This window comes from Streptomyces sp. So13.3 (assembly GCF_005860785.2).
GTDB lineage: Bacteria > Actinomycetota > Actinomycetes > Streptomycetales > Streptomycetaceae > Actinacidiphila > Actinacidiphila fildesensis.
In genome coordinates this window covers 2393751-2420409 of record NZ_CP048835.1, presented here as the reverse complement: position 1 = coordinate 2420409, position 26659 = coordinate 2393751, and the positions used below count along the sequence as shown (strand labels likewise).

The window sequence follows — 26659 nt, the reverse complement described above, 5'->3', positions numbered from 1 at the left end:
ATTCTTTTCCACAAGCAAGTAGGGGTAGGTAGAGAATGTCCTCTTCCATCACCACGCCCGAGGGCATCATCAACCCGCCGATCGACGAGCTGCTCGAGGCCACGGACTCGAAGTACAGCCTGGTGATCTACGCGGCCAAGCGCGCGCGCCAGATCAACGCGTACTACTCCCAGCTCGGTGAAGGCCTGCTGGAGTACGTCGGCCCCCTGGTGGACACCCACGTCCACGAGAAGCCGCTGTCGATCGCGCTGCGCGAGATCAACGCGGGACTGCTGACCTCCGAGGCCATCGAGTCGGCCGGCTAGCAGTACCCGAATCCTTGTCACCACGGGCCCGGCAGCACCGCTGCCGGGCCCGTGGTGTGTGATGGACACCAGAGAATCCACAGCTCGGCGGGAGAGACGATGGGCCAGCCACAGGTCGTCCTGGGGGTGAGCGGCGGGATCGCCGCCTACAAGGCGTGCGAGCTGCTGCGGCGGCTCACCGAGTCCGGGCACGGCGTACGCGTGGTCCCCACCGATTCGGCGCTGCACTTCGTGGGAGAGGCCACCTGGTCGGCACTGTCCGGCAACCCCGTCTCGACCCGGGTGTGGGACGACGTCCAGGAAGTCCCGCACGTCAGGATCGGCCAGCACGCCGACCTCGTGGTGGTCGCCCCGGCCACCGCCGACCTGCTCGCCAAGGCCGCGCACGGCCTCGCCGACGACCTGCTCACCAACACCCTGCTCACCGCGCGATGTCCGGTGGTGTTCGCGCCGGCCATGCACACCGAGATGTGGGAACACCCCGCCACCCAGGAGAACGTCGCCACCCTGCGCCGCCGGGGCGCGATCGTGATCGAGCCCGCCGTCGGCCGGCTGACCGGTGTGGACACCGGCAAGGGCCGGCTCCCCGACCCCGCCGAGATCTTCGAGGTCTGCCGCCGGGTGCTCGCCCGCGGCCCGCGGGGGCTCGCGACCGATCTCGCCGGGCGCCATGTGGTGATCAGCGCAGGCGGCACCCGTGAGCCGCTGGACCCGGTGCGCTACCTGGGCAACCGCTCCTCGGGCAAGCAGGGCTACGCACTGGCCCGTACGGCGGTCGCCCGCGGCGCCCGGGTCACCCTGGTGGCCGCCAACACCGACCTCGCCGACCCGGCGGGCGCCGATGTGGTGCGGGTCGGCACCGCGCTGCAGCTGCGCGAGGCGGTGCTGAAGGCGGCGGCGGACGCCGATGTGGTCGTCATGGCGGCGGCCGTGGCGGACTTCCGGCCCGCGTACTACGCCGAAGGCAAGATCAAGAAGAAGGACGACCAGGAGCAGCCGCCCCTGGAACTCGTCCGCAACCCCGACGTCCTCGCCGAACTCGCCACACAACGTTCATACCCCGGACAGCTCATCGTCGGGTTCGCCGCCGAAACCGACGATGTACTGGCGAACGGTCGGGCCAAACTGCTCCGCAAGGGCTGTGACCTGCTCGTTGTCAACGAGGTCGGGGACCACAAGGCGTTCGGCTCCGAGGAGAACGAAGCCGTGGTGCTGGGTGCGGACGGCAGCGAGACCCCGGTACCGTACGGTCCGAAGGAAGCCCTCGCCGACCAGGTGTGGGATCTCACGCTGGCCCGGTTGACGTGAAATAGTTTCCTCCGGGTGTACCAAAACCGGAATTCTGCGGCATTCTGCCCGTGCGACAAGGCCGATCGTCGTACCGGCGCCAGTGGTGTCGCAGGTCACGGCATATCCAAGTACCGAGATGGCTTGTCGGTCCGGCCGGAGCGAACGATAAACTAGCCACGGAACGCCGGGCGCAGCCCCGCGCGTCCCACCCCATGATCAGCCAGCAGCCGCTGCAACCCCAGGGAGCAATGTGTCCCGCCGCCTGTTTACCTCGGAGTCCGTCACCGAGGGACATCCCGACAAGATCGCTGACCAGATCAGCGACACGATCCTCGACGCCCTCCTCAAGGAGGACCCGACCTCCAGGGTCGCGGTCGAGACGCTGATCACCACCGGCCAGGTGCACGTCGCCGGTGAGGTCACCACCAAGGGATACGCGGACATCGCGACCCTGGTGCGCAACAAGATCCTCGAGATCGGCTACGACTCGTCGAAGAAGGGCTTCGACGGCGCCTCGTGCGGCGTCTCGGTGTCCATCGGCGCGCAGTCGCCCGACATCGCCCAGGGTGTGGACACCGCTTACGAGCAGCGTGTCGAGGGTGACGAGGACGAGCTCGACAAGCAGGGCGCCGGCGACCAGGGCCTGATGTTCGGCTACGCCTGCGACGAGACCCCCGAGCTGATGCCGCTGCCGATCCACCTGGCACACCGGCTCGCCCGCCGGCTCTCCGAGGTCCGCAAGAACGGGACCATCCCGTACCTGCGCCCGGACGGCAAGACCCAGGTCACCATCGAGTACGACGGCGACAAGGCCGTCCGCCTCGACACCGTGGTCGTCTCCTCGCAGCACGCCTCGGACATCGACCTCGAGTCGCTGCTCGCGCCCGACATCCGCGAGTTCGTCGTCGAGCACGAGCTCAAGGCGCTGCTCGGTGACGGCATCAAGCTGGAGACCGAGGGTTACCGCCTGCTGGTGAACCCGACCGGTCGCTTCGAGATCGGCGGCCCGATGGGCGACGCCGGCCTCACCGGCCGCAAGATCATCATCGACACCTACGGCGGCATGGCCCGTCACGGCGGCGGTGCCTTCTCGGGCAAGGACCCGTCCAAGGTCGACCGTTCCGCCGCGTACGCCATGCGCTGGGTCGCCAAGAACGTCGTCGCCGCGGGCCTCGCCTCGCGCTGCGAGGTCCAGGTCGCCTACGCGATCGGCAAGGCCGAGCCCGTGGGTCTGTTCGTCGAGACCTTCGGCACCGCGTCCGTGGACGTCGAGAAGATCGAGCAGGCCATCGCGTCGGTCTTCGACCTGCGCCCGGCCGCGATCATCCGCGACCTGGACCTGCTGCGTCCGATCTACTCCCAGACCGCCGCGTACGGCCACTTCGGCCGCGCGCTGCCGGACTTCACCTGGGAGCGCACCGACCGTGTCGAGGCGCTGCGCGCCGCCGCCGGTCTGTAGGACCCGGCAGCAGACACACCCGCACCACGCGTACGGCCCCGGACCCTGCGGTCCGGGGCCGTCGCGCTGTCCGGGACGTCTGGTAGGACTGGGGCTGTGAGCAGCGAGGACGAGCGGACGAATCCACCGGCGGGGGAGCAGCTGGCGCTCATCCGCGAGTCCGTGCGCAAGGCGAAGGAACCCAAGGCCAGGCGTGGCACCTGGCGCGGTGCCGATCTCGCAGAGGGGCTGCCCGTCGCCCGCGTCCTGGTCGACAAAGGCGTGCTGCACCTCGACAAGTACTTCGACTACGCGGTGCCCGCCGCGATGGACGCGGACGCGCAGCCCGGGGTCCGGGTCAGGGTCCGCTTCGGCGCCGGGGCGCACAACGTCGTCAGCGGACGCCGCGAGGGCGGCGGGCTGATCGACGGTTTCGTCGTCGCCCGGCTCACCGAGTCCGACTACGCAGGCCCGCTCGCGGCGATCGCCCAGGTGGTGTCCCCGGAGCCGGTGCTCAGCCCGGCGCTGCTGCGGCTCTGCCGCGCGGTCGCCGACCGGTACGCCGGATCGCTCGCCGACGTGATCCAGCTCGCCGTGCCCGCCCGGCACGGCCGGGTGGAGAAGAAGCCCTCCCCGGAACCGCCCGCCACCCCGCCCCACCGGGCCCGGCACCTGGTCGCGCTATCCGACCGGCCCCGCGCTGCTGCGCGCGCTGGGCCGCGGTGACTCCCGCGCGCCGTGTGGACCGCGCTGCCGGGCCCGCACTGGCCCGCCGAGCTGGCCGCCGCCATCGCCGCCACCCCTCGCCTCCGGGCCGCGGCGCGCTCGCGGTGCTGCCCGACGGCCGGGCCGCCGCCCGGGTCGACGCGGCGCTCACCGCGCTGCTCGGCGAGGGCCACCACGTCCTGCTCACCGCGGATGCCGGCCCCGAGGCGCGCTACCGGCGCTGGCTGGCGGTCAGCCGGGGCGCCGTCCGGGCGGTCGTCGGCACCCGGGCCGCGATGTTCGCCCCGGTGCAGGACCTCGGCCTGGTCGCGCTGTGGGACGACGGCGACTCCAGCCACGCCGAGCCGCACGCCCCCATGCCGCACGCCCGGGACGTGCTGCTGCTGCGGGCCACGGAGGAGCGGGCGGCCTTCCTGCTCGGCGGCCTCATCCGCACCGTCGAAGGCGCCCAGCTCGTCGAGACCCAGTGGGCGCTGCCGGTGGACGCCACCCGTGAGGCGGTCCGGGCGGCGGCGCCGCTCGTCCGCACCATCGGCGACGGCGACCAGGCGCGGGACGGGGCGGCCCGCGCCGCCCGGCTGCCGAGCCTCGCCTGGCAGGTGGCCAGGGAAGCGCTGCTGCGCGGCCCCGTCCTCGTCCAGGTCCCGCGCCGCGGCTATGTGCCGCGGCTGGCCTGTGAACGCTGCAGGGAACCCGCCCGGTGCGGAAAGTGCGCGGGACCGCTGGAGCTGACCGACGGCAGCAGCGCGCCGCAGTGCGGATGGTGCGGCCGCCCCGAGGCGGCGTGGCACTGCCAGGAGTGCGGCGGGTTCCGGCTGCGCGCCCAGGTGGTCGGCGCCCGGCGGACCGCGGACGAACTCGGCCGGGCGTTCCCGAAGGTCCCGGTCCGCACCTCGGGACGGGACGGCATCCTCGGAGCCGTCACCGGTACCCCGGCGCTGGTCATCTCCACGCCGGGCGCCGAACCGGTCGCGGAGGGCGGCTACGCGGCCGCGCTGCTGCTGGACGGCTGGGCGCTGCTCAACCGGCCGGACCTGCGGGCGGGGGAGGAGACGCTGCGCCGCTGGACGGGCGCGGCCGCCCTGGTCAGGCCCGCGACCGAGGGCGGCACGGTGCTGGTGCTGGCCGAGCCCACGCTGCGGCCGGTCCAGGCGCTGGTGCGCTGGGATCCCGCCGGGCACGCGGCCCGCGAACTGGCCGAGCGGGCCGAACTGGGCTTCCCACCCGTCTCGCGGATGGCCTCCGTGACCGGGAGCCCGGCGGCGGTGGCCGCACTGGTCGAGCTGGCCCGGCTGCCCGAGGGGGCCGCCGTCCTGGGACCGGTCCCGGTGTCCGGCGACCGGCCGGGCGGACCGCGCGGGGCCGGGGACGCCCCGGCGGGGGAGCACAGGGAGCGGATGCTGATCAGGGTCCCGCCGGGCAGCGGGGCGGCGCTGGCCGCCGCTCTCAAGGCCGCACAGGTGGCCCGTACGGCGCTCAAGCAGACCGATCAGGTCCTGGTCCGCATCGACCCGCTGGACATCGGCTGACCGGTCCCCAGAGACCCAGGACGTCCGGTCCGGTTCTGGACATGGCGCCGCCCCGGCGTCCGACCTGTCGGCGTGGCGGGCGGCGGGGCGGCTGGTCCTGCGGAAACGCACCGCGGGTGGTGCAGCGGTGCGGGTGGTGCGGGTGCGGTGCGGTGGTGCGGGTGGTGCCGCTCAGCCGCTGCGCGGACCGGGAAGCGCGCCGGGGAAGGCGTCCTCCCGGGCGTTGGCCGGCAGATGTCCCGGCACATGTCCCGGCATCTGCTGCGGCAGCTGCGCGGGCAACGGCCCGGACCCCTGCGAGGGCAGGTGCCCGGACATCGGCCCGGCCGGCTGCCCCGACATCGGCGCGGACATCTGGTCCGGCATCGAGCGCGCCGCCGGCACGCCGGCCATCGGGGGAGCGGACGCCGCGGCGTGCACCCCCGTGGTGTCCGGCTGCGAGGACTCGTCCTCCGTACCGTGGACGGCATGGCGGCGCGCCCCGTACCGGCGGTGCACCGCCTGTTTCGTCACCCCGAGGGCGGAGCCCACCGCGTCCCAGGAGAACCCCAGCGAGCGGTCGAACTCCACCGCCGCCGTGACCAGGGTCTCCACACTGTCGCGGAGTTCCTGGGCGAGCCGCACGGTGGGTGCGGGGGCGCGTCCGTAGACGACGAATCCGGCGGCGGGACCGCTGCGCCGCGGTCGGTACACATTGCCCAGCTGGGCGGTCAGGGTCCGTAGCGCGTCCACCTGTCGGCGGACCCTTTCGATGTCCCGCACCAGTAGGTGCAGGCTTGCCCGGGCCTGGGCGTCATGGGTTGCGTGGTCGGGCATCAACAAGCCTCTCCAACCGGCGTTGATAAGGATCGGGCCGTGTCCGTGGTGTGATGGCCCTTTTTCGGTCAATCTCTCTTGACCAACGCTCCAGCGGGCCATCGAGTCACGCATCAGGGGGCGTGCTGATGTTTCCGGGGGGCGCGAACGACCGCGTGCACCCCCGAACGGGTCGGCCCCTAGAATTGGACGGCCCCCAGCTACCGCTGGGAGGTGCCCCCACAGCCACATCCCCCGAACTTCGTCCGGGGGTGCCCCCAGGGGTGCCGCCCGCTCCGTCCGACCCGGGAGCCCGCCAGCCGTGTCCGTCACGCCCATCCGCCTCTTCGGCGACCCGGTGCTGCGCATGACGGCGCAGCCTGTCACCACCTTCGACAAGGAACTCCGCACCCTCGTCCAGGATTTGACCGAGACCATGCAGGCGGCGCCGGGCGCCGGCCTCGCGGCCCCGCAACTGGGCGTCTCGCTGCGGGTCTTCACCTACTTCGTCGACGGCGAAATGGGGCATCTGGTCAACCCGGACCTCACGCTCAGCGAGGAGGAGCAGGACGGCCCCGAGGGCTGTCTGTCGCTCCCCGGCCTGACCTACGACTGCGTCCGCTCCTACGGTGTCGTCGCCAAGGGCTTCAACATGTACGGCGACCCGGTCACCATCGAGGGCACCCAGCTGCTGGCCCGCTGCATCCAGCACGAGACCGACCACCTCGACGGCATCATCTTCATCGACCGGCTCGACGCCGAGCAGCGCAAGGCCGCGATGAAGGCGATCCGGGAGGCGGAGTGGGCGGACCTGGGCGTGCCGCAGGTGAAGGTCTCCCCGCACAGCACCTTCGGCAGCGCGCTGTGAGTCCGGCCGCCCGAACCGCTGCCCTGACCGCTGCCCTGACCGCCGTCCGACCCGCCGCGCGGACCACCGCCCACGGCCGTCCCCCCTGCCAACGAGAGGCACAGAACCCACGATGAGGCTCGTCTTCGCAGGCACTCCCGAGGTCGCCGTCCCCGCCCTGGAGGCGCTGCTGGCGTCGGACCGGCACGAGGTCGTCGCCGTCGTCACCCGCCCCGACGCGACCGCGGGCCGCGGCCGCAAGCTGGTCTCCAGCCCGGTCGCCCAGCGGGCCGAGGAGGCCGGCATCGAGGTGCTCAAGCCCGTGAAGCCGCGGGACGAGGACTTCCTCGCCCGGCTCCGGGAGATCGCCCCGGACGCCTGCCCGGTCGTCGCGTACGGCGCGCTGCTGCCCAAGGCCGCGCTCGAGATCCCGGTGCACGGCTGGGTCAACCTGCACTTCTCGCTGCTTCCCGCCTGGCGCGGCGCGGCTCCTGTACAGCACGCGGTGATGGCCGGTGACGAGGTCACCGGCGCCTCGACGTTCCTCATCGAGCAGGGGCTCGACTCCGGCCCGGTCTTCGGCGTCGTGACCGAGGAGGTCCGGCCCACCGACACCAGCGGAGATCTGCTCACCCGGCTCGCGCACAGCGGCGCCGGGCTGCTCACCGCGACCATGGACGGCATCGAGGACGGCCGCCTGGTGCCCCGTACACAGCCCACCGAGGGCATCACCATCGCCCCCAAGATCACCGTCGAGGACGCGGCGGTGGACTGGAACGCGCCCGCGCTGCGCGTCGACCGGCTGATCCGCGGCTGCACCCCGGCGCCCGGCGCCTGGACGCTGCTCGACGGCGAACGGTTCAAGCTCGGCCCCGTGACCCCGCTGCCCGGCCGCGAGGACCTCGCGGGACTGGCCCCCGGCGAGCTCTCCGTCGCCAAGAACGCGGTGTACGTGGGCACCGGCAGCCACGCCGTGGAACTCGGCGAGGTGCAGCAGCAGGGCAAGAAGCTGATGCGCGCCGCCGACTGGGCGCGCGGCGTCCGCCTCGCCTCCGGCACCCGCCTGGGCGCGTAGCCCGCACCCCTTCCGACGAGGAGCGCCGTCCCGCCGGACGGTGACGGCCCGCGGCCGGCCCCGGTCGCCCGGGTGAGCGGTCGGCGGGCCGGCGGCCGTACGCTTTGTTCACGCCCTGTGCGCGGGAGGGGGCATCCCGCCGCCCGGGCGCAGCAGTTTTTTCCGACCGAGTCCGGAGCACATTGATCGTGAACGACCAGCCGCGCAGCCGACCGCAGGGCACCTCGCAGGGGAAGTCCCAGGGCAAGCCGAAGGGCAAGCCCTACCGCAGGCCCCAGCGGGATCCGGTCCGGATCCTCGCCTTCGAGGCGCTGCGGGCGGTCGACGAGCGCGACGCGTACGCCAACCTCGTCCTGCCCTCGCTGCTGCGCAACGCCGAGGCGGAAGCGGTCAAGAAGGGCGGCGAGTTCGACCGCCGGGACGCCGCCCTCGCCACCGAACTGGTCTACGGCACGCTGCGCCGTCAGGGCACCTACGACGCCGTGATCGCCGCCTGTGTGGACCGGCCGCTGCGCGAGGTCGACCCGCCGGTGCTGGACGTGCTCGCGCTCGGCGCGCACCAGCTGCTCGGTACCCGCATCCCGCCGCACGCCGCCGTCTCGGCCACCGTCGAACTGGCCCGGTGCGTGCTCGGCGACGGCCGGGCCCGGTTCGTCAACGCGGTGCTCCGCAAGATCGCCGCGCAGGACATCGACGCCTGGGTCGCCCAGGTCGCCCCGCCGTACGACGACGACCCCGAGGCGCACCTCGCCGTGGTTCACTCGCATCCGCGCTGGATCGTCTCCGCGCTGTGGGACGCGCTCGGCGGCGGCCGGGCCGGTATCGAGGACCTGCTGGAGGCCGACAACGAGCGGCCCGAGGTGACGTTGGTGGCCCGTCCCGGCCGTTCCACGGCCGAGGAGGTGGCCGCGTCGCTCCCGCCGGAGGCGACCGAGCCCGGCCGCTGGTCCCAGTACGCCGTACGGCTGGCCGAGGGCGGCGACCCGGGCGCGGTGGAAGCCGTCCGTGAGGGCCGGGCCGGGGTACAGGACGAGGGCAGCCAGCTGGTCGCGGCCGCGCTGGCGGCAGCTCCGCTGGACGGCCGGGACGCACTCTGGCTGGACGGCTGCGCGGGCCCCGGCGGCAAGGCCGCCCTGCTCGCCGCGCTCGCCGCGCAGCGCGGCGCCCTGCTCGTCGCGTCCGAGAAGCAGCCGCACCGGGCCCGGCTGGTGGAACGCACGCTGGCCGGCAACCCCGGCCCCTACCAGGTGATCGTCGCCGACGGCACCCGTCCCGCCTGGGCCCAGGGCTCCTTCGACCGGGTGCTCGTCGATGTGCCCTGCACCGGCCTGGGCGCGCTCCGCCGCCGCCCCGAGGCGCGCTGGCGCCGCAAGGCCGAGGACGTCGCGGGCTTCGCGACGCTCCAGCGCGGACTGCTCACCGAGGCGCTGCGAGCCGTCCGCGTCGGCGGCGTCGTCGGCTACGCCACCTGCTCGCCGCACCCGGCGGAGACCCGTGCCGTCGTCGACGACGTGCTGCGCGGCCTGGGGGCACCTACCAGCGGCAGCTGGGGGACGGACGGGCAGCCGGCCGCCGAGTGGATCGACGCCCGCCCCCTGATGTCCGGCGTCCCCGCGATCGGCGACGGCCCGGACGTCCAGCTCTGGCCGCATCTGCACGGCACCGACGCCATGTACCTGGCCCTGCTGCGCCGCACTGCCTGAGCTGCCCGCGGCCGAACGGGTCTCAGGACCGCTGTGCCAGATCGTCGTCCTGCTGGTGGGCGGTGGCCTGCGGCGGTGTGGTGCCGGGGGCGTCCAGCTTGCTGGGCCACCAGACGTGGTGACCCAGGTCGAGGGTGATCGCCGAGACCAGGATCGACCGCACGATGAACGTGTCGAGCAGGACGCCGAAGGCGACCGCGACCCCGAGCTCGGCGAAGCCGACCAGCGGGAGAGTGCCCAGCGCGGCGAACGTGCCGGCCAGGACCAGTCCCGCGGAGGTGATGACACCACCGGTCGCCGCGAGGCCGGTGAGCGTTCCGGCACGGGTGCCGGAGTGGGCCGTCTCCTCGCGGATCCTGGTCATCAGGAAGATGTTGTAGTCGATGCCCAGCGCCACCAGGAACACGAAGACGAACAGCGGGAACGAGGTGTCCTCGCCCTCGAACCCGAACAGGTGGTGGAAGGCGAACGTGCTCGCCCCGAGCGCCGCCGCGAAGGACAGCACGACGGTCGCGATGAGGATCAGCGGGGCGACCAGCGACCGCAGCAGCAGCGCGAGGATGAACAGCACGACGGCGAGGATCATCGGGATGAGGAGCTTGTTGTCGTGCGAGGTCGCACGGTTGGCGTCCTGGATGACCGCCGTGCCGCCGCCGACCTTGGCGTCGGCGCCCGGCACCGCGTGCAGCGCGTCACGGGCCCGGTCGACGGTCTGCTTGGCCGCCGTACTGTCGGCCGCCGAAGCCATCGTGGCTTCCAGATAGACCCGGCCGTTCTTCTCGGCTGGGACGCCCGGTGGGGTGGTGACGGAGCCGGGCGCGACGCCCTGGACCGAGCCGAGGGCGGTACGCGCCTGGTCCGCGGCCCCGGCGTCGGCGATGACGACGAGCGGCTGCCCGGCGCCGGCGGGGAAGTACCGCGCCGCGACCTCTTGGCCCACCACGGAGTCGGGGGTGCCGGTGAAGCCCTGGGCGGCCGTCAGTCCGTTCGCCTTCAGGCCGATCAGCCCCAGTGAGAGCACCGCGAGGGCCACCGCGGTGCCCGCCCAGACCGCGCGCGGCCGCTGGGAGATACGCCCGCCCACCCGCGCCCACAGTCCGCTGCGGGTCGGCTCGTCGGATCCCATGTGCGGCACGGCGGGCCAGAACGCCCAGCGTCCGACGATGACGAGCAGCGCGGGGAAGAGCGTGGTCATCGCGAGCAGGGCGACGGCCACGCCGATGGCCGCGACCGGCCCGAGCCCCGAGGTCGAGTTCATGTCGGCGGCCATCAGGCACAGCATGCTGACGGCGACAGTCGAGGCACTGGCGAGCACCGCGGGCCCGGCCCGGTGCAGGGCCAGGGCCATCGCTTCGTGCCGGTCCTCGTGGCGGCGCAGTTCCTCGCGGTACCGGGCGACGAGCAGCAGCGCGTAGTCCGTGCCGGCGCCGAAGACGAGGACGGTGAGGATGCCGGCGCTCTGCGCGTTGACCACCAGACCGGCGTGCCTGGCGAGCAGATAGATCACCGCCTGGGCGGTGAACAGCGCGCCGATGACGGAGATGATCGGCAGGAAGACCAGGGTCACGCTGCGGTAGGTGAGCAGCAGGATCACCACGACCACCGCGAGCGCGGAGAACAGCAGCGTGCCGTCGAGGCCCTGGAACGCCTCGGCGGAGTCCGAGGCGTAGCCGCCAGGACCGGTGAGGTGCACATCGAGGCCGGCGCTGTTCGCGTCGGCGGTGGCGCGGATGTCCTTCACCGCGTCGGCCAGGCCGTTCCAGCCGCCCGCGTCCACGCTGATCGGGACGATGATCTGGGCCGCGCGCGGAGTGCCGGTCTTCTCCAGCACCGGTCCCACGGTGCGGGCGCCGAGGATGCCGTGCTGCGTCATGGCCTTGAGGGACGCCGTGTCCTTGACGATCTTGGCGCGGTCGGTCTCGGTCAGGCCGCCCGGCCGGGCGTATACGACGACGGCTGGAGCGGTGTCGGGGAGGAAATCCTTCTGGAGGGTGAGGACTTGAGTGGATTCCGCGCTCCCGGGAAGCCACGTCGACGAGTCGTTCTTCTGTTCGTCCGTCAGCTTCTGCGCCAGCGGTGAGACCGCCACCAGCAGAATCAGCCACAGGACGAGTACGACCCACTTGCTGCGCCGGCCGCACACCAGGTGTGCCCACCGTCCGGTTCCGCCCACGACGAGTCTCCCCGCTTTGCGTACGTCTGTCGGCCCTCCCGAAATCCTTGTGGGGAGAGTGCTTGGAGAGCCAGCATGGCACCGGTGTTCGAGATCGTTCCGCGATTTTACGGAACGGACCCGTTCCTTGCGGGGGCAGGGATCTGGCACCCTCCGGGATCTGGTTTGCTGGGCATATGAGCGTGCAGATCAACCCCAGCATCCTTTCCGCCGATTTCGCCCGGCTCGCCGACGAGGCGAAGGCCGTGGAAGGCGCCGACTGGCTCCATGTCGACGTCATGGACAACCACTTCGTGCCCAACCTGACGCTCGGTGTGCCGATCGTGGAGTCGCTGAGCAGGGCGTCGGACATCCCGCTCGACTGCCATCTGATGATCCAGGACCCGGACCGCTGGGCCCCGGCCTATGTCGAGGCGGGCGCCGGTTCCGTCACCTTCCACGTCGAGGCGGCGGCCGCGCCGGTGCGGCTGGCCCGGGAGATCCGGGCGAAGGGCGCGCGGGCGTCGATGGCACTCAAGCCCGCCACCCCGATCGAGCCGTACGAGGACCTGCTGCCCGAGCTCGACATGTTGCTGATCATGACGGTGGAGCCCGGCTTCGGCGGGCAGGCGTTCCTCGACATCATGCTGCCCAAGATCCGCCGGACCCGTCAGCTGATCGACAAGCACGGCCTGGAGCTGTGGCTGCAGATCGACGGCGGGGTGTCGGAGCGGACCATCGAACGGTGTGCCGAGGCGGGCGCGGACGTCTTCGTCGCAGGTTCCGCGGTCTACGGTGCGGACGACCCGGCGGCGGCGGTGCGGGGGCTGCGTGAGCTGGCCACGGCGGCCTGTACCCACTGACGGTCCGGCTACGCGTCCGTAACACCGCGCCATCTGCGAGGATGAGCGCGGAGCCGATCAGATGGGCAACTGGGGAGAGCAACGTGACCACAGGCCGCACACAGGTGCGCATGGGCCCCGGCGAGATGGTCCAGGCCGCAGCGATGGCGCGCCGTTTCTACCTCGAGGGCAAGTCCAAGATCCAGATCGCCGAGGAGTTCGGCGTGAGCCGCTTCAAGGTGGCCCGGGTGCTGGAGACCGCCCTCGAACGTGACCTGGTACGGATCGAGATCCGGGTCCCGGCCGAGCTGGACGCCGAGCGCTCGGACGCGCTGCGCGCCCGCTACGGCCTGCGGCACGCGGTCGTCGTCGAGACCCCGCCGGAGCAGTCCGACGCGCCCGACCCGGAGAACCTGGGCAAGGTCGCCGCCGACCTGCTCGGCGAGCTGGTCACCGAGGGCGATGTGCTCGGCCTGGCCTGGGGCCGCTCCATCATCACGATGGCCAACGCCCTGGACCGGCTGCCGCAGTGCACCGTCGTCCAGCTGACCGGTGTGTACGACGTGGGCACCGCCGAGCGCGGCTCCGTCGAGGCGGTGCGGACCGCCGCCGCGGTCTCCGGCGGTGAGGCGCACCCGCTGTACGCGCCGATGGTGCTGCCGGACCCGGCGACGGCCGCCACCCTGCGCGCCCAGAGCGGAATCGCCGCCGCCATGGGGTACTTCGACAAGGTCACCGTCGCGGTGGTCTCGATCGGCTCCTGGGCGGCCGGCATCTCCACCGTCCATGACGCGCTGACCGACGCCGAGCGCGCGCACTACGCGGGGCTCGGCGTCGCCGCCGAGATGTCCTCGCACCTGTTCGACGCCGCGGGGCGCCGGGTCGGCCGCGACCTGGGCGAGCGCTGCATCACCATCGAGGCGGACCGGCTCCGCCGGATCCCCGAGGTGCTGGCCATCGCGGGCGGGCTGCGCAAGGCCGCCGCGATCGACGCCGTGCTGCGCTCCGGGCTGGTCACCAGCCTGGTGACGGACACGGCCGCCGCCGACCACCTGCTGTACTCGACCGGCGCCGCCCCGCGCCCCGCCCTGGACCGCGCGGACCCCGACGGACCGTAGTCCGCCGGGGTCGCACGTGCCCTGGTCCGGCCGGATCAGCGGGTGAACCAGGGGTTCCCGCCGAGGGACCACACCGAGACCTTGGTGACGCCGAGGCCGGTGAGGACCTGCAGCTTGCGGTCCATCGACGTCTGGTCGACGTAGTCGTAGAGCTTTCCGCCCGAGGTCCAGCGGATCTCGCCGGATCCGCTGTCCCGGCGCTGCTCGATGGTGGACGCGTTGCCCGACCAGCCGGGCTTGCCGCGCATCACGCTGAACGGGATGTTGCCCTCGATGGCCGAGGTGTCGCACGACGCGGGGGCGCTGTAGCCGTACGAGGGCAGTCCGATGACCAGCTTGTCGTGGTTGGGCACCTTGCTCCGGGCGTACTGGACGACCTGCTTCAGCCAGGCGTACGGGGTGATGGCCTTGCACTTTCCGCCCGGGTCGGAGTCGTACTCGTCGTCGTAGGCCATGATCGCGAGCTCGTCGACGCCCGTCGCGACCACCGCCGCGTAGTCGTAGTAGGGCGCGTCCTCGGTCATGGCCGGGGCGTCCACCTGCAGGCGCTTGCCGGAGGCGTGCAGCGATGTGGCGAGCTGGGTGAGGAAGGTGCGGTAGGTGGCGAAGTCGCCGGTGGACCAGGACCAGTAGTCCTCCATGTCGACGTCGATGCCGGTCAGCCCGGCGTTGACCGTCATCGCCGTGAGCTGCTGGACGGCCTGGCCGCGCCGGGCCGAACTGCCCACCAGGGCGCGGACGGTGGGGGTGTCCATGCCCGAGACGGTCGGGTACTGGTACGTCGAATGTGCCTTGAGATCGGTGACGTTGGCCGCGCTGTAGGCGTTGCACAGGCCCTGCGCCGTGGTCTCCAGGAGCAGGGTGCCGTTGGGCTGGACCGCCCAGTACTCGGGCTTGAGCGCTCCGCTCCTGAGCCGGTTGTCGGCGTACTCGGCCTGGCCGGAGCACTGCGGCTCACCGGCGGAGCCGGGGTAGAGCCAGCCCTGCAGCTGCACACCGGACGGGACGGCGGGGACGGCGGCGGGAGCGGCGTGGGCCGGGGCGGGCGTACGGCCCGCGGGAGAACCCATGGCCGATCCGGCGGTGAATGCCGCGACCGTACAGGCGGCGGCCGCGGCGGCGGCGGTGAGAAGTCGGCGATTGCGCATGGTGCTGGCCTCCGGTGACGGTGGTCGGAATCCTGACCAGTGGGGGGATGGCGCTGGGGTGATGGTGGACCAGGAGGCGGCAATTGGTCAATAAGTGGTCAGTTTATTTACGCCAACCTGTCTGCTGACCTAAGCTGAGAGCACAAGATTGGCCACTGTGTGCTCACTGCGCGGGAGCGGCGTACCCGATGACTGCCGGACTGAGAAAACGCGATCTGATCCGCGAGCACCTGATCTCGCTGATCGAGGCCCGTGCGGTGGGGCAGGCCATCCCGGCCGAACGGCAGCTGTGCGTCGAACTGGAGACGTCCCGGCCGACGTTGCGCGCCGTGGTGGACGAACTGGTCAAGGACGGCTGGCTGGTGCGCGAGCACGGGCGCGGGGTGTTCGTCGGCACGCCGAAGATCTCCCAGCGGATCGTGACCGCGCCGGCCGCCGATCAGTCCGGCTACCCGGCGGCCCCGGGGACGTGGACCAGCCGCGTCCTCGACCACTCGGTGATCCCGGCCGGCATGAGCATCGGGAGCCGGCTCCGCGTCGAGGCCGGCACCCCCGTGCTGCGGGTGGCCCGGCAGCGGCTGGTCAACGACGAGCCGATGGCGCTGGAGACCATCCACGTCCTCAGCGAGCTGGTGCCCGGCGCCACCGCGGACGACGTCGAGAGCGGCTCCTTCTACTCCCTGCTGCGCGAGCGCTACGGCATCGAGCCCTCCGCGGCCGAGCAGATCCACGAGGCGCTGTCCGCCGACACCGTGCAGGCGTCGCTGCTCGGCATCAGCGCCGGAGCGGCGGTGCTGTCCTCCGAGCGCGTCACCCGCGACCAGCACGGCCGGCTCTTCGAGTACACGCACGCCATCTACCGCGGCGACCGCTACCGGCTGGTCTCCCAGCTGGCCCTCAGCGGTCCGCCGGACGCCGCGAGTCCCCAGGTCACGCCCACCGTCTGACCGCGCGCGCCACCGTGCTCCGGCCGGGGCCGTGTGGCAGCATCGGCCGCATGCTGCTGCGGTCCGCCACGCGCGCGGCCGCCGCCGCGCTCCTGATGTGCCTCGTCGTGCTCCTCACCGGCTGCTCCTCGGACACCGGGACGCGCACCGGGACGACGGGTACCGGGACCGCGACGCGCTCCCCGGCGTCCCCGGGCAGCGGCTACGGCCCCACCGCCTCCGTTCCCGGCTGGGCCTCGGGACGGGCGACGGTCGCGGCCGGCCGGCTGCCCGCCGAGGCGCGGAACACACTGGCGCTGATCGACCGGGGCGGCCCGTACCCGTACGCGAAGGACGGGGCGGTGTTCAGCAACTTCGAGAGGGAACTGCCCCGCGAGAAGTCCGGCTACTACCACGAGTACACCGTCACGACCCCGGGCTCACGCGACCGCGGGGCCCGCCGGGTCATCACCGGCGAGGGCGGGGAGTTCTACTACACCGACGACCACTACCAGACCTTCAAGGCGGTGCTGCGGTGACGGCCACCGTGCTCGACCTCGCCGGTGTCACCACCCGGCACGAGTTCATGGACCGCTGCGCCCGGTCGCTGTCCCTGCCGGAGTACTTCGGCCGCAACTGGGACGCCCTGGCGGACTGCCTCACCGACCTGTCCTGGTGCCCGGCCGCCACCCGGCGCCGGCTGCGGGTCACGGGCTGGCAGGAGTACGCCGCCGTCTCGCCCCGCGAATGGCGCATCGTCACACAGATCCTCCGGGACGCCTCCGACTTCTGGCAGCACACCGACACCCCCCTTCACGTGATCGTGGAGGAAGCCACAAACGAGGTCTGAGCCCCCTGGTGGAAGGCACAGAACGGGGGGCGCCGGTTCGCCAGAACTTGGTCGCATCGGCGATGATGGCGTAGGAGCCGCAGCCTGGACGGCGCTGGTTCGGTGCTGACTCCCCACCCGCCCCAGACGTATAACCGCAGGTGAGGCAGCCAGTATGAAATTCCTCAATGACGTGAAGCCCCCTTACGACCTGACCTACGACGATGTCTTCATGGTGCCCAGCCGCTCCGCGGTCGGGTCCCGGCAGGCGGTGGACCTCGCGTCCCCCGACGGCACCGGCACCACCATCCCGCTGGTCGTCGCGAACATGACCGCCATCGCCGGCCGCCGGATGGCCGAGACGGTCGCCCGCCGTGGTGGCCTCGTCGTGATCCCCCAGGACATCCCGATCGACGTGGTCGCGGACGTCGTGGCGTACGTCAAGAGCTGCCACCTGGTGCTCGACACCCCGATCACGCTGGCTCCGCACCAGACCGTCGCCGACGCGCTGTCGCTGCTGCCCAAGCGGGCGCACGGCGCGGGCGTCGTCGTAGAGGACGGCCGCCCGGTCGGCGTCGTCACCGACCACGACCTCACCGGCGTGGACCGCTTCACCCAGCTGTCCGAGGTGATGACGCGCGACCTGCTGCTCGTGGACGCCGGCATCGACCCGCGCGAGGCCTTCAACCGCCTCGACGCCGCCAACCGCAAGCTCGCCCCGGCCGTGGACGCGGACGGCCGGCTGGTCGGCATCCTGACCCGCAAGGCCGCGCTGCGCGCCACCCTGTACACGCCCGCCACCGACGCCAACGGCAAGCTGCGCATCGCCGCCGCCGTCGGCATCAACGGCGATGTCGCGGTCAAGGCCAAGCAGCTGCTCGACGCGGGCGTCGACACACTCGTCGTCGACACCGCGCACGGCCACCAGGAGTCGATGCTCACCGCGGTCAGGGCGGTCCGCGCCCTCGACCCGCAGGTGCCGATCGTGGCGGGCAACATCGTCGCCGCCGAGGGGGTGCGCGACCTCATCGAGGCCGGCGCGGACATCATCAAGGTCGGTGTGGGCCCCGGCGCCATGTGCACCACCCGCATGATGACCGGCGTGGGCCGCCCGCAGTTCTCCGCGGTCCTGGAGTGCGCCGCCGAGGCGAAGAAGTACGGCAAGCACGTCTGGGCCGACGGCGGCGTCCGGCACCCGCGCGATGTCGCGATGGCGCTGGCCGCGGGCGCGTCCAACGTGATGGTCGGCTCCTGGTTCGCCGGCACCTACGAGTCCCCGGGCGACCTCCAGCAGAGCGCCGAAGGGCGGCTGTACAAGGAGAGCTTCGGCATGGCCTCGGCTCGCGCGGTGCGCAACCGAACGAGCGAGGAGTCCGCGTACGACCGGGCCCGCAAGGCGCTCTTCGAGGAGGGCATCTCCACCTCGCGGATGTTCCTCGACCCGACGCGTCCGGGCGTCGAGGACCTGATCGACTCGATCATCGCGGGGGTGCGCAGCTCGTGCACCTACGCGGGCGCGGGCTCGCTCGCCGAGTTCGAGGAGAAGGCCATCGTCGGCATCCAGAGCGCCGCCGGCTACGCCGAGGGCAAGGCCCTGCACGCCAGCTGGAGCTGATGACGCAGCACGCCGAGCGCCGGACGGGCTGGGACTCCAGCCCGGTCCGGCGCTCTCGCGTTCGCCCCCACAAAGCGGACAACGCAACGACCTGCCGCAGCGATGGCAATGATTCGGCGCACTCCGGCGGTTTCGCGCAACGATCATCCGCAGATGCGCAATAGACCCGCATTACAGGCACTCGTCATACCTCGTAAGGTCATGCCCTGTACGTGGAGCGGTGGCGACCCCAAGCTCGGCGGTTCCCACCGGTAGTGCGCCGGGACGCGCACTCCCGTACGGTGCCGCCGCGACCTCGCCGCCGCCGTCCGAACCGGCACGACCAAGGAGCTCCCGCAGTGGCACGAACTGGCGCAGCGCCGTCCACCCGCGACCGGACCGGGGCGGATCCCGCCCCGGGCGGCCCCACCCCCGGCGGCGGCTTCGGAGGCAGGCTGATGCGGCGCAAGCCCGTCGACCGGCTCGTCGCCGAGGGCGGCCACGGTGACGGCGGGGAGCTGAAGCGCTCCCTCGGCATGTGGCAGCTGACGATGATCAGCATCGGGGCGACCCTCGGCACCGGCATCTTCGTGGTGCTGGGCGAGGCCGTCCCCAAGGCCGGCCCCGCGGTCGTGATCTCCTTCGTCATCGCCGGGTTCACCGCGCTCTTCTCGGCGCTCTCCTACGCCGAACTGGCGGGCAGCATCCCGGTCTCGGGGTCCTCGTACTCCTACACCTACGCCACGATGGGCGAGTTCATCGCCTGGCTCTGCGGCTGGTGCCTGATCCTGGAGTACGGGGTGTCGGTCGCCGCGGTCGCGGTCGGCTGGGGCCAGTACCTCAACGAGCTGCTGCACGGCACGATCGGGGTCACCATCCCCGACGCGTTCGCCAACCCGCCGGGCGCGGGCGGCGTCGTGAACATCCCCGCACTCCTGGTCGTGCTGCTCTCCATGGCGTTCCTGCTGCGGGGTGCCCGGGAGAGCGCCCGCGTCAACACCGTCATGGTCGTCGTGAAGATCGCCTCGCTGGTGCTGTTCTGCGCGGTCGCCTTCACCGGCATCCGGGCCGGCAACTTCCACCCGCTGATGCCGCTCGGCATGGCGGGCGTCAGCGCCGCGGGCGCCACGCTGTTCTTCTCCTACATCGGCTTCGACGCCGCCTCCACCGCAGGCGAGGAGGCCAAGAACCCCAAGCGCGACATGCCGCGCGCGATCATCCTGTCGCTGCTCATCGTCACGGTGCTGTACTGCCTGGTGGCGCTGGTCGCCGTCGGCGCCATGCCGTGGCAGCAGTTCAGCGACGCCCACGCCGCCCTCGCGCAGATCCTCCGCCAGGTCACCGGCCAGAGCTTCTGGGCGGTGCTGCTCGCCGCGGGCGCCGTCATCGCGATCGCCAGCGTGGTGCTGACCGTGCTGTACGGACAGACCCGCATCCTGTTCTCGATGTCCCGCGACGGCCTGGTGCCCAAGATCTTCTCGAAGGTCGACCCGAAGAGCGGCACCCCGCGCGCCAACACCGTGATCGTCTCGCTCTTCTGCGGCATCCTGGCGGCCCTGGTGCCGCTCGGCGAGCTCGCCAACGCCACCAGCATCGGTACGCTCTTCGCCTTCGCCCTGGTCAACGTCGCGGTGATCATCCTGCGCCGCACCCGGCCGGACCTGCCGCGCACCTTCCGCGTCGCGTTCTCCCCGGTCACCCCCGCCATCGGGTTCCTGCTGTGCCTGTGGATGATGACCAGCCTCGGCGCCCAGACCTGGAAGTGGTTCGGAATCTGGATGGCCGGCGGACTCGTGCTGTACTTCACGTACGGCATGCGCCGGTCCCAGCTCGCCCGAGAAGAAGTGTGAACCACCCGCTGTGCGCCTGAATGATCTCGACGAACGCATCGTCCATGCCCTTGCCGAGGACGCCCGCCGCTCCTACGCCGACATCGGCACCCAGGTCGGGCTCTCCGCCCCCGCCGTCAAACGCCGGGTGGACCGGCTGCTGGCCTCCGGCGCCATCACCGGCTTCACCGTACGGGTGGACCCGGCGGCGCTCGGCTGGGAGACCGAGGCGTTCGTCGAGATCTACTGCCGGCGCAACACCGGCCCCGGCGACATCCTGCGCGGCCTCGCCCGCTACTCCGAGGTCGCGACCGTCTCGACCGTCACCGGCGAGGCGGACGCCCTCGTCCAGGTCTTCGCCTCCGACGTGCGGCACTTCGAGCGGGTGCTGGAACGGATCGCCGGGGAGCCGTTCGTCGAGCGGACCAAGTCCGTCCTGGTGCTGTCGCCGCTGCTGCGCCGCTACACCTCGGGCTCGCCGGCCTAGGCCGTGCCGTCCCAGGCTGTGGCCTGAACCACATACGCAACAGATCGCCGCCGGCCGGCTCCGAGACGCAACGGATCGCTGGTAGGTGCGCAAGATTCACATCTTGTTGCGTAGGTGGCCGGAAACGTACCTTCTAAGAGACCCCGAACAGACCATCGAGCGACGAAGAGGATCCATGCCGCCGCTGCGCATCGCGCTGTACCAAGGCCCCGGCGGCGTTCCGGATTCCACCGGCGCCGCCCTGGCCGCGCTGGACGGCGCCGCCCGGCGGGCGGCGGCCTCCGGCGCCCGGCTGCTCGCCAGCTCCGAGATGTACCTGACCGGGTACGCGCTCGGCGACCGGATACCCGGGCTGGCCGAGCCCGCCGACGGTCCGGGCGCGCTGCGCGTCGCGGAGATCGCCGCCGAGCACGGCATCGCGATCGTGTACGGCTATCCCGAGCGGGCGGGCGCCGCGGTCTTCAACTCCGCGCAGCTCATCGGCCCGGACGGCACCGCGCTGGCGAACTACCGCAAGACCCATCTGTTCGGCGGCTTCGAGCGCGAGCACTTCACCCCCGGCGACACCACCGTGGTCCAGGCGGACCTCGACGGCACCCGGATCGGGCTGCTGATCTGCTACGACGTCGAATTCCCGGAGAACGTCCGGGCCCATGCCCTCGCGGGCACCGACCTGCTCGTCGTTCCCACGGCGCTGATGCGCCCGTACGAGTTCGTCGCACAGACCCTCGTCCCGGCCCGCGCGTACGAAAGCCAGCTGCATCTGGCCTACGCCAACCGCTGCGGCGCCGAGGGCGAGTTCCACTTCACCGGGCTCAGCTGTCTGGCAGGGCCCGACGGAACGGTCCGCGCCCGGGCCGGCACCGGTGAGGAGCTGGTGATCGCCGACGCCGACCCGGAGCTGCTGCGGGCCGCGCGGGACGAGACCCCGTACCTGCCCGACCGGCGGCCCGAGTTGTACGGCACGCTCGTCTGACGTTCGTCTGACCCCTTTTTCGCGAGGAGACACCCCCGATGACGTCCGTGCCCACCGCGGTCCATGACGAGCAGCATGTCCAGGCGCAGGCCGAGCCCCCGATCACGATGTTCGGGCCGGACTTCCCGTACGCCTACGACGACTACCTGGCGAGCCCGGCCGGGCTCGGTGCCGTACCGGCGACCGAGCACGGCACCGAGGTCGCGGTCATCGGCGGCGGGCTCTCCGGCATCATCGCGGCCTACGAGCTGATGAAGATGGGCCTCAAGCCCGTCGTCTACGAGGCGGACCGGATCGGCGGCCGGCTGCGCACCGTCGGCTTCGAGGGCTGCGACGCCGACCTGACCGCGGAGATGGGCGCGATGCGCTTCCCGCCGTCGTCCACCGCCTTCCAGTACTACGTGGACCTGGTGGGCCTGCAGACCCGGCCGTTCCCCAACCCGCTGTCGCCCGGCACCCCCTCGACCGTCGTCGACCTCAAGGGCGAGTCGCACTACGCCACGTCCGTCGACGACCTGCCCGAGGTCTACCACCAGGTCATGCACGCCTGGAACGCGTGCCTGGAGGACGGCGCGGACTTCTCCGCGATGCAGCGCGCCCTGCGCGAGCGTGACGTCCCCGTCATCCGCGAGATCTGGTCCGCGCTGGTCGAGAAGCTCGACAACCAGACGTTCTACGGGTTCCTCTGCGACTCCCCGGCCTTCAAGTCCTTCCGGCACCGGGAGATATTCGGCCAGGTCGGCTTCGGCACCGGCGGCTGGGACACCGACTTCCCCAACTCCATCCTGGAGATCCTGCGGGTCGTCTACACCGGCGCCGACGACGACCACCACGGCATCGTCGGCGGCAGCCAGCAACTGCCGCTGCGGCTGTGGGACCGCGAGCCGGACAAGCTCACGCACTGGGAGCGGGGCACGTCGCTGTCGTCGCTGCACGGCGGCACGCCGCGCCCGGCGGTCACCCGGCTGCACCGCACCGCGGGCAACCGCATCACGGTCACCGACGCGGCGGGCGACATCAGGACGTATCCGGCGGCGGTCTTCACCGCGCAGTCCTGGATGCTGCTCTCCAAGATCGCCTGCGACGACTCGCTCTTCCCGATCGACCACTGGACGGCGATCGAGCGCACCCACTACATGGAGTCGTCCAAGCTCTTCGTGCCGGTCGACCGGCCGTTCTGGCTGGACAAGGACGAGCAGACCGGCCGCGACGTGATGAGCATGACGCTCACCGACCGGATGACCCGCGGCACGTACCTGCTCGACGACGGCCCGGACAAGCCGGCGACCATCTGCCTGTCGTACACCTGGTGCGACGACAGCCTCAAGTGGCTGCCGCTGAGCGCCAACGAGCGCATGGAGGTCATGCTGACCTCGCTCGGTGAGATCTACCCCAAGGTCGACATCCGCTCGCACATCATCGGCAACCCGGTGACCGTGTCGTGGGAGAACGAGCCCTACTTCATGGGCGCCTTCAAGGCCAACCTGCCCGGCCACTACCGCTACCAGCGGCGGCTGTTCACCCACTTCATGCAGGACACGCTGCCCGAGGACAAGCGCGGCATCTTCCTCGCGGGCGACGACATCTCCTGGACGGCGGGCTGGGCCGAGGGCGCGGTCCAGACGGCACTCAACGCGGTGTGGGGCGTCATGCACCACTTCGGCGGCGGGACCGACGCGACCAACCCCGGTCCTGGCGACGTCTACGAGGACATCGCGCCGGTCTTCCTCGACGAGGACTGAGCGCCGCCGGGCATCCGTGCGGCCGGCCGGGTTGACGTCGTAACGTGACCGGGGCTTAAGGAGGCGTATAGCGGGACGCCAGCCGCTCGCGGTGCAATCCTCCGAGTAAGCGGCCCGCCCCACGCGGGCCGCCGGATCCCGGAGGTAGCGCATGAGCCGTCGCCTGCCCGTAGTCCTGGCCCTTCCGGCCGCCGCCCTGATCGCCGTCGCCGGCGCCGCAGTTCCGGCGTCGGCGGCACCCGCCGACAAACCCCAGGTCCTGTCCAGCTGGACCCAGACCAGCGCCTCCAGTTACAACGCCTTCATCTCGGCACGCAACAACCAGGGTGCCTGGTCCGCCTACGGCTTCGACTGGTCCACGGACTACTGCTCGTCGTCGCCCGACAACCCGCTGGGCTTCCCGTTCAACCTGGGGTGTGCCCACCACGACTTCGGCTACCGCAACTACAAGGCGGCCGGACAGTTCAGCGCCAACAAGCCCCGGCTGGACAGCATGCTGTACGAGGACCTCAAGCGGGTGTGCGGTTCGCACGGCTACAACGTCGTGACGAAGGCCGCCTGCAACAGCCTCGCCTGGACGTACTACCAGGCGGTCAAGCAGTTCGGCTGACCTCCGGTCCGCCCCGGCCCCGCGTCACCGGCCGGCCAGCGGAGTGAGCAGGAACCGGCCGACGAGCCCCACGCCCGCGTCGAGCCGGTCAACGCACTCCCGGTACATCGCACCGGTGTGCCGCAAGGACCAGAGCAGGCGGGACGCGGCCCAGGCCGCGTCCCGCGCCCGTTCCAGGCTCCAGGAACCGACCAGATGGGTCAGCGGGTCGGCGACGTCCAGCAGGTCGGGCCCCGGCATGAGGTCCTCGCGCACCCGCTCCTCGATGGCCACCAGCACATCGCCGATCCGCCCGAAGTCCCCCTCCATCGCGGCGGGTTCACGGTCCAGCGCCCGGCAGGTGTCGACCAGCGCGAGCGCCAGGTCATGGCCGATGTGCGCGTTGATCCCGGCGAGTGCGAACTGCAGCGGCCGAACCCCGCGGTGCCCGCGCAGCTGCAGCAGCGGACGCCAGCAGGCGGGGGCCCGGCGCCGGGAGGACTCCGTGCCGACCGCCGCCAGGTAGCGGCCGGCGAACCGTACGTCCAACTCGGCCGCCGCGTGCGGATCGTCGAAGACCCCCGCGGACATCAGCCGCCGCATCTCCTCGGTGACGGAGAGATAGACCCGGTTGAACACCGCGACGCCGTCGTGCGGCGGGAGCGCGGCGTCCAGCGCGCGCATCCGCGCCACCACTTCGTCCACGTCACCGGGGACCGTCCGCCACACCGTCGTCATGTGCCCAGCGTCCCAGCCGGCGGGCACGGGGCACGGCCGCGCGCCGGTGCGTCCCTGAAACGGGTGATGCCGGACCGCCGGTCACAGCGCGCCCGCGTCCCACGCGGTCCACACCGAGGGGTAACGGGGGCTGAACCCCAGCTCGTCGCGGATGCGGGCGGTCGACACCACGCCCTCCCACGGGTCGTCCAGCGGCCGGCCCGCCATGCCTGCGGGCAGCTCCACCCCGTTGAGCTGGTGCAGCTCGACCGCGGACACCGGGGCGTCATCGGCGATGTTGTAGACCCGCCCCGCCGCTCCCGGTGCGCGCAGCAGCCGCAGCAGACCCTGGGCGACATCGGCGTGGTGCACCATCGTCAGCCGCTGGTGCCCGGCCCAGCCGCCCGCCCACCGCAGGGACTGCGCCAGATGCGGGTCACCCTCCCCGTAGACGAAGGCGAGCCGGCCGATCCGCACATCGAGACCGTGCTCGCGGTGCAGCGCCAGCAGACCCTGCTCCGCCGCGGACTTCGAGGCCGGGTAGGCGCCCCACATCGGGGAGCCGGGCAGCGGCTCGTCGTCCTCCACCGCCGGGCGCCCGCGCCCCGCGCCGTACACCAGGTTCGTGCTGACCTGGACGAAGCGGCCGGCGCCCGCCTCGACGGCGCCCCGGCCCAGCTCCAGGGCGGCGTCGCGGTTGACCGCCCAGGCCTCCTCGTCCGGCACGCCGCGGAAGGCCGCCGCGATGTTCAGCACCGTGTCCACCCCGGCCAGCGCCTTGCGCACCGCCTCCGGGTCACGCAGCTCGCCGACCGTGACCTGCGCCCCGAGCGTGGCGGCGGGGGCGCCCCGCTCCTCGTCCCGCACCAGCACCCGGACGGCGTCGCCGGGCGCCGTCCGCGCCAGCAGCCGGGGGACGAACCGCCGTCCGACCTCGCCCGTCGCACCCGTCACCAAAGTCAGCATGTCCCGCTCCTCGTATCCGCCGTGTGAGCCCTGCCGGCGGATCGTGCCCGCCGTGCCCCAGCGTGCGGCGGAAGGACGGGCGGCGGGAGAGACCCGTCGATCCGGGGATCAGCAGTCCCTGGATACCGTCCGGCCGCGGCCGCATGCTGGAGGAGTGGACAGAACCGAACTCGCCGACTTCCTGCGCCGCAGCCGCGCGCGCCTCAGCCCCGCGGACGTGGGCCTCACCGGGGGAGCCCGCCGCCGCACCCCGGGGCTGCGCCGCGAGGAGGTCGCGCAGCTGGCGGGGATGTCCGCCGACTACTACGCACGCCTGGAGCAGGCCCGCGGCCCGCGGCCGTCCCGGCAGATGCTGGCCGCGCTGGCCCGGGCGCTGCGGCTGACGGAGGACGAGCGCGACCATCTGTTCCATCTGGCGGGGGAGGAGCCGTCGCCCGCCCACCGGCGGGGCGACCCGGCGTACGACCGCGAAGGCGCCGCCCATGTCAGGCCCGCGCTGCTGCTGGTCCTGGACCGGTTGCACGACACCCCGGCGCAGGTGATGAGCGACTTCGGCGACGTACTGGCACAGAACGCGCTGGCCGCCGCGCTGGTCGGCGACGTGTTCTCCGGCCCGCCGGGGCAGCGCAACATCGTCCGCCGGATGTTCACCGACCCGGCGGCGCGCGAGCTGTTCCCGGTCGAGGACCGGGACGGGCTCGCGCGCGGTCAGGTGGCGAATCTGCGGGCGGTGCTCGCGGCCCGGCCCGACGATCCCCGGCCGGCCGCCCTGGTGGCGGAACTGCGCGCCTCCAGCGCTGAGTTCGCGCGGCTGTGGGAGGCCCACGAGGTGGCCGTCCGGCGCTCCTCGTCCAAGCGGTTCCAGCATCCGGTGGTGGGGTTGCTGGAGCTGGACTGCGAGGTCCTGCTGAGCACCGAGCACGACCAGCGGCTGATCGTCTACTCGGCGCGGCCGGGCACCGACTCCTACGAGCGGCTGCGGCTGCTGCGCGTGGTGGGGCTGCAGGACCTCACGCCGAGCGGCCTCGGCTGACCG

23 protein-coding genes and 1 pseudogene are annotated in these 26659 nt (G+C 72.2%); 19 read left to right on the top strand and 5 right to left on the bottom strand.

What is annotated here, in order from left to right:
* Positions 1-35: 35 nt before the first annotated feature.
* The 4 genes and pseudogenes from rpoZ (at position 36) to C8250_RS10945 (ending at position 5288) form a co-directional block, all read left to right on the top strand.
* A complete protein-coding gene (gene rpoZ / locus C8250_RS10960; protein WP_138352592.1) occupies positions 36-305 on the top strand; it encodes a DNA-directed RNA polymerase subunit omega in 270 nt (89 codons plus the stop codon).
* Between the two features lie 99 nt (positions 306-404).
* Positions 405-1613: a bifunctional phosphopantothenoylcysteine decarboxylase/phosphopantothenate--cysteine ligase CoaBC gene (gene coaBC / locus C8250_RS10955; protein ID WP_138352591.1), complete on the top strand. Its 1209-nt coding sequence runs from the start codon at positions 405-407 to the stop codon at positions 1611-1613.
* 232 nt (positions 1614-1845) lie between these two features.
* Positions 1846-3054 carry a methionine adenosyltransferase gene (gene metK / locus C8250_RS10950; RefSeq protein ID WP_138352590.1) on the top strand — a complete coding sequence of 403 codons (1209 nt, stop codon included), beginning with the start codon at positions 1846-1848 and terminating at the stop codon, positions 3052-3054.
* Between the two features lie 96 nt (positions 3055-3150).
* Positions 3151-5288, top strand: a pseudogene (locus tag C8250_RS10945) (primosomal protein N').
* A gap of 171 nt (positions 5289-5459) precedes the next feature.
* On the opposite strand, the gene C8250_RS10940 reads toward C8250_RS10945, so the two are convergent.
* Positions 5460-6104 carry a hypothetical protein gene (locus tag C8250_RS10940; protein WP_138353000.1) on the bottom strand — a complete coding sequence of 215 codons (645 nt, stop codon included), beginning with the start codon at positions 6102-6104 and terminating at the stop codon, positions 5460-5462.
* A 301-nt stretch (positions 6105-6405) separates the two neighbouring features.
* On the opposite strand from C8250_RS10940, the gene def reads away from it, so the two are divergent.
* The 3 genes from def (at position 6406) to C8250_RS10925 (ending at position 9708) form a co-directional block, all read left to right on the top strand.
* Positions 6406-6951: a peptide deformylase gene (gene def / locus C8250_RS10935; RefSeq protein WP_138353001.1), complete on the top strand. Its 546-nt coding sequence runs from the start codon at positions 6406-6408 to the stop codon at positions 6949-6951.
* A 112-nt stretch (positions 6952-7063) separates the two neighbouring features.
* The gene (fmt, locus tag C8250_RS10930; protein ID WP_138353002.1) at positions 7064-8005 is read left to right on the top strand and encodes a methionyl-tRNA formyltransferase; all 942 of its coding nucleotides are present in this window, start codon (positions 7064-7066) and stop codon (positions 8003-8005) included.
* A gap of 293 nt (positions 8006-8298) precedes the next feature.
* Entirely contained in the window at positions 8299-9708 is a 1410-nt protein-coding gene (locus C8250_RS10925; RefSeq protein WP_244809811.1) for a transcription antitermination factor NusB, read from the top strand.
* Positions 9709-9730: 22 nt separating this feature from the next.
* Here C8250_RS10925 and C8250_RS10920 read toward each other — a convergent pair whose 3' ends face one another.
* Positions 9731-11881 carry an MMPL family transporter gene (locus C8250_RS10920; RefSeq protein WP_138353004.1) on the bottom strand — a complete coding sequence of 717 codons (2151 nt, stop codon included), beginning with the start codon at positions 11879-11881 and terminating at the stop codon, positions 9731-9733.
* Between the two features lie 176 nt (positions 11882-12057).
* Here C8250_RS10920 and rpe point away from each other — a divergent pair, with 176 nt between their 5' ends.
* Together rpe and C8250_RS10910 are read left to right on the top strand one after the other, a co-directional pair.
* Entirely contained in the window at positions 12058-12723 is a 666-nt protein-coding gene (gene rpe, locus C8250_RS10915; RefSeq protein WP_138353005.1) for a ribulose-phosphate 3-epimerase, read from the top strand.
* A 110-nt stretch (positions 12724-12833) separates the two neighbouring features.
* Positions 12834-13820 (top strand): sugar-binding domain-containing protein, encoded by a 987-nt coding sequence (locus C8250_RS10910; RefSeq protein ID WP_187145265.1) that lies wholly within the window; start codon positions 12834-12836, stop codon positions 13818-13820.
* A 35-nt stretch (positions 13821-13855) separates the two neighbouring features.
* Here the strand turns inward: C8250_RS10910 and C8250_RS10905 are convergent, their stop codons facing one another.
* Positions 13856-14968 (bottom strand): glycosyl hydrolase family 18 protein, encoded by a 1113-nt coding sequence (locus tag C8250_RS10905; RefSeq protein WP_244809090.1) that lies wholly within the window; start codon positions 14966-14968, stop codon positions 13856-13858.
* A gap of 188 nt (positions 14969-15156) precedes the next feature.
* Here C8250_RS10905 and C8250_RS10900 point away from each other — a divergent pair, with 188 nt between their 5' ends.
* The 9 genes from C8250_RS10900 (at position 15157) to C8250_RS10860 (ending at position 23961) form a co-directional block, all read left to right on the top strand.
* Entirely contained in the window at positions 15157-15915 is a 759-nt protein-coding gene (locus C8250_RS10900; protein WP_138353007.1) for a GntR family transcriptional regulator, read from the top strand.
* A gap of 50 nt (positions 15916-15965) precedes the next feature.
* Entirely contained in the window at positions 15966-16433 is a 468-nt protein-coding gene (locus C8250_RS10895; protein ID WP_138353008.1) for a ribonuclease domain-containing protein, read from the top strand.
* The gene (locus C8250_RS10890; RefSeq protein ID WP_244809089.1) at positions 16430-16744 is read left to right on the top strand and encodes a barstar family protein; all 315 of its coding nucleotides are present in this window, start codon (positions 16430-16432) and stop codon (positions 16742-16744) included. Before C8250_RS10895 ends, C8250_RS10890 begins: the two co-directional genes overlap by 4 nt.
* A 154-nt stretch (positions 16745-16898) precedes the next feature.
* Positions 16899-18338, top strand: a complete 1440-nt coding sequence (locus tag C8250_RS10885) for a GuaB1 family IMP dehydrogenase-related protein (protein WP_138353009.1) — start codon at positions 16899-16901, stop codon at positions 18336-18338.
* A gap of 338 nt (positions 18339-18676) precedes the next feature.
* Positions 18677-20167, top strand: a complete 1491-nt coding sequence (locus C8250_RS10880; protein WP_244809088.1) for an amino acid permease — start codon at positions 18677-18679, stop codon at positions 20165-20167.
* 10 nt (positions 20168-20177) lie between these two features.
* Positions 20178-20633 carry an Lrp/AsnC family transcriptional regulator gene (locus C8250_RS10875; protein ID WP_138353010.1) on the top strand — a complete coding sequence of 152 codons (456 nt, stop codon included), beginning with the start codon at positions 20178-20180 and terminating at the stop codon, positions 20631-20633.
* Positions 20634-20808: 175 nt separating this feature from the next.
* A complete protein-coding gene (locus C8250_RS10870) occupies positions 20809-21609 on the top strand; it encodes a carbon-nitrogen hydrolase family protein (RefSeq protein ID WP_138353011.1) in 801 nt (266 codons plus the stop codon).
* 38 nt (positions 21610-21647) lie between these two features.
* Entirely contained in the window at positions 21648-23351 is a 1704-nt protein-coding gene (locus C8250_RS10865) for an NAD(P)/FAD-dependent oxidoreductase (RefSeq protein ID WP_138353012.1), read from the top strand.
* Positions 23352-23502: 151 nt separating this feature from the next.
* On the top strand, positions 23503-23961 hold the full coding sequence (locus C8250_RS10860; RefSeq protein WP_138353013.1) for a phospholipase: 459 nt from the start codon (positions 23503-23505) through the stop codon (positions 23959-23961).
* 24 nt (positions 23962-23985) lie between these two features.
* On the opposite strand, the gene C8250_RS10855 is transcribed toward C8250_RS10860, so the two are convergent.
* Positions 23986-24678 (bottom strand): DUF5995 family protein, encoded by a 693-nt coding sequence (locus tag C8250_RS10855; RefSeq protein WP_138353014.1) that lies wholly within the window; start codon positions 24676-24678, stop codon positions 23986-23988.
* 81 nt (positions 24679-24759) lie between these two features.
* On the bottom strand, positions 24760-25623 hold the full coding sequence (locus C8250_RS10850) for an NAD(P)-dependent oxidoreductase (RefSeq protein ID WP_138353015.1): 864 nt from the start codon (positions 25621-25623) through the stop codon (positions 24760-24762).
* 154 nt (positions 25624-25777) lie between these two features.
* On the opposite strand from C8250_RS10850, the gene C8250_RS10845 reads away from it, so the two are divergent.
* Positions 25778-26656: a helix-turn-helix transcriptional regulator gene (locus C8250_RS10845; protein ID WP_138353016.1), complete on the top strand. Its 879-nt coding sequence runs from the start codon at positions 25778-25780 to the stop codon at positions 26654-26656.
* Positions 26657-26659: the final 3 nt, after the last annotated feature.

Excerpts from the sequence above, each read along its gene's own strand:
- rpoZ (WP_138352592.1), top strand. The coding sequence starts at position 36 with ATGTCCTCTTCCATCACCACGCCCGAGGGCATCATCAACCCGCCGATC.
- coaBC (WP_138352591.1), top strand. The coding sequence starts at position 405 with ATGGGCCAGCCACAGGTCGTCCTGGGGGTGAGCGGCGGGATCGCCGCC.
- C8250_RS10940 (WP_138353000.1), bottom strand. The coding sequence starts at position 6,104 with ATGCCCGACCACGCAACCCATGACGCCCAGGCCCGGGCAAGCCTGCAC.
- fmt (WP_138353002.1), top strand. The coding sequence starts at position 7,064 with ATGAGGCTCGTCTTCGCAGGCACTCCCGAGGTCGCCGTCCCCGCCCTG.
- rpe (WP_138353005.1), top strand. The coding sequence starts at position 12,058 with ATGAGCGTGCAGATCAACCCCAGCATCCTTTCCGCCGATTTCGCCCGG.
- C8250_RS10910 (WP_187145265.1), top strand. The coding sequence starts at position 12,834 with ATGGGCCCCGGCGAGATGGTCCAGGCCGCAGCGATGGCGCGCCGTTTC.
- C8250_RS10905 (WP_244809090.1), bottom strand. The coding sequence starts at position 14,968 with ATGCGCAATCGCCGACTTCTCACCGCCGCCGCCGCGGCCGCCGCCTGT.
- C8250_RS10900 (WP_138353007.1), top strand. The coding sequence starts at position 15,157 with ATGACTGCCGGACTGAGAAAACGCGATCTGATCCGCGAGCACCTGATC.
- C8250_RS10895 (WP_138353008.1), top strand. The coding sequence starts at position 15,966 with ATGCTGCTGCGGTCCGCCACGCGCGCGGCCGCCGCCGCGCTCCTGATG.
- C8250_RS10885 (WP_138353009.1), top strand. The coding sequence starts at position 16,899 with ATGAAATTCCTCAATGACGTGAAGCCCCCTTACGACCTGACCTACGAC.
- C8250_RS10870 (WP_138353011.1), top strand. The coding sequence starts at position 20,809 with ATGCCGCCGCTGCGCATCGCGCTGTACCAAGGCCCCGGCGGCGTTCCG.
- C8250_RS10865 (WP_138353012.1), top strand. The coding sequence starts at position 21,648 with ATGACGTCCGTGCCCACCGCGGTCCATGACGAGCAGCATGTCCAGGCG.
- C8250_RS10860 (WP_138353013.1), top strand. The coding sequence starts at position 23,503 with ATGAGCCGTCGCCTGCCCGTAGTCCTGGCCCTTCCGGCCGCCGCCCTG.
- C8250_RS10855 (WP_138353014.1), bottom strand. The coding sequence starts at position 24,678 with ATGACGACGGTGTGGCGGACGGTCCCCGGTGACGTGGACGAAGTGGTG.
- C8250_RS10850 (WP_138353015.1), bottom strand. The coding sequence starts at position 25,623 with ATGCTGACTTTGGTGACGGGTGCGACGGGCGAGGTCGGACGGCGGTTC.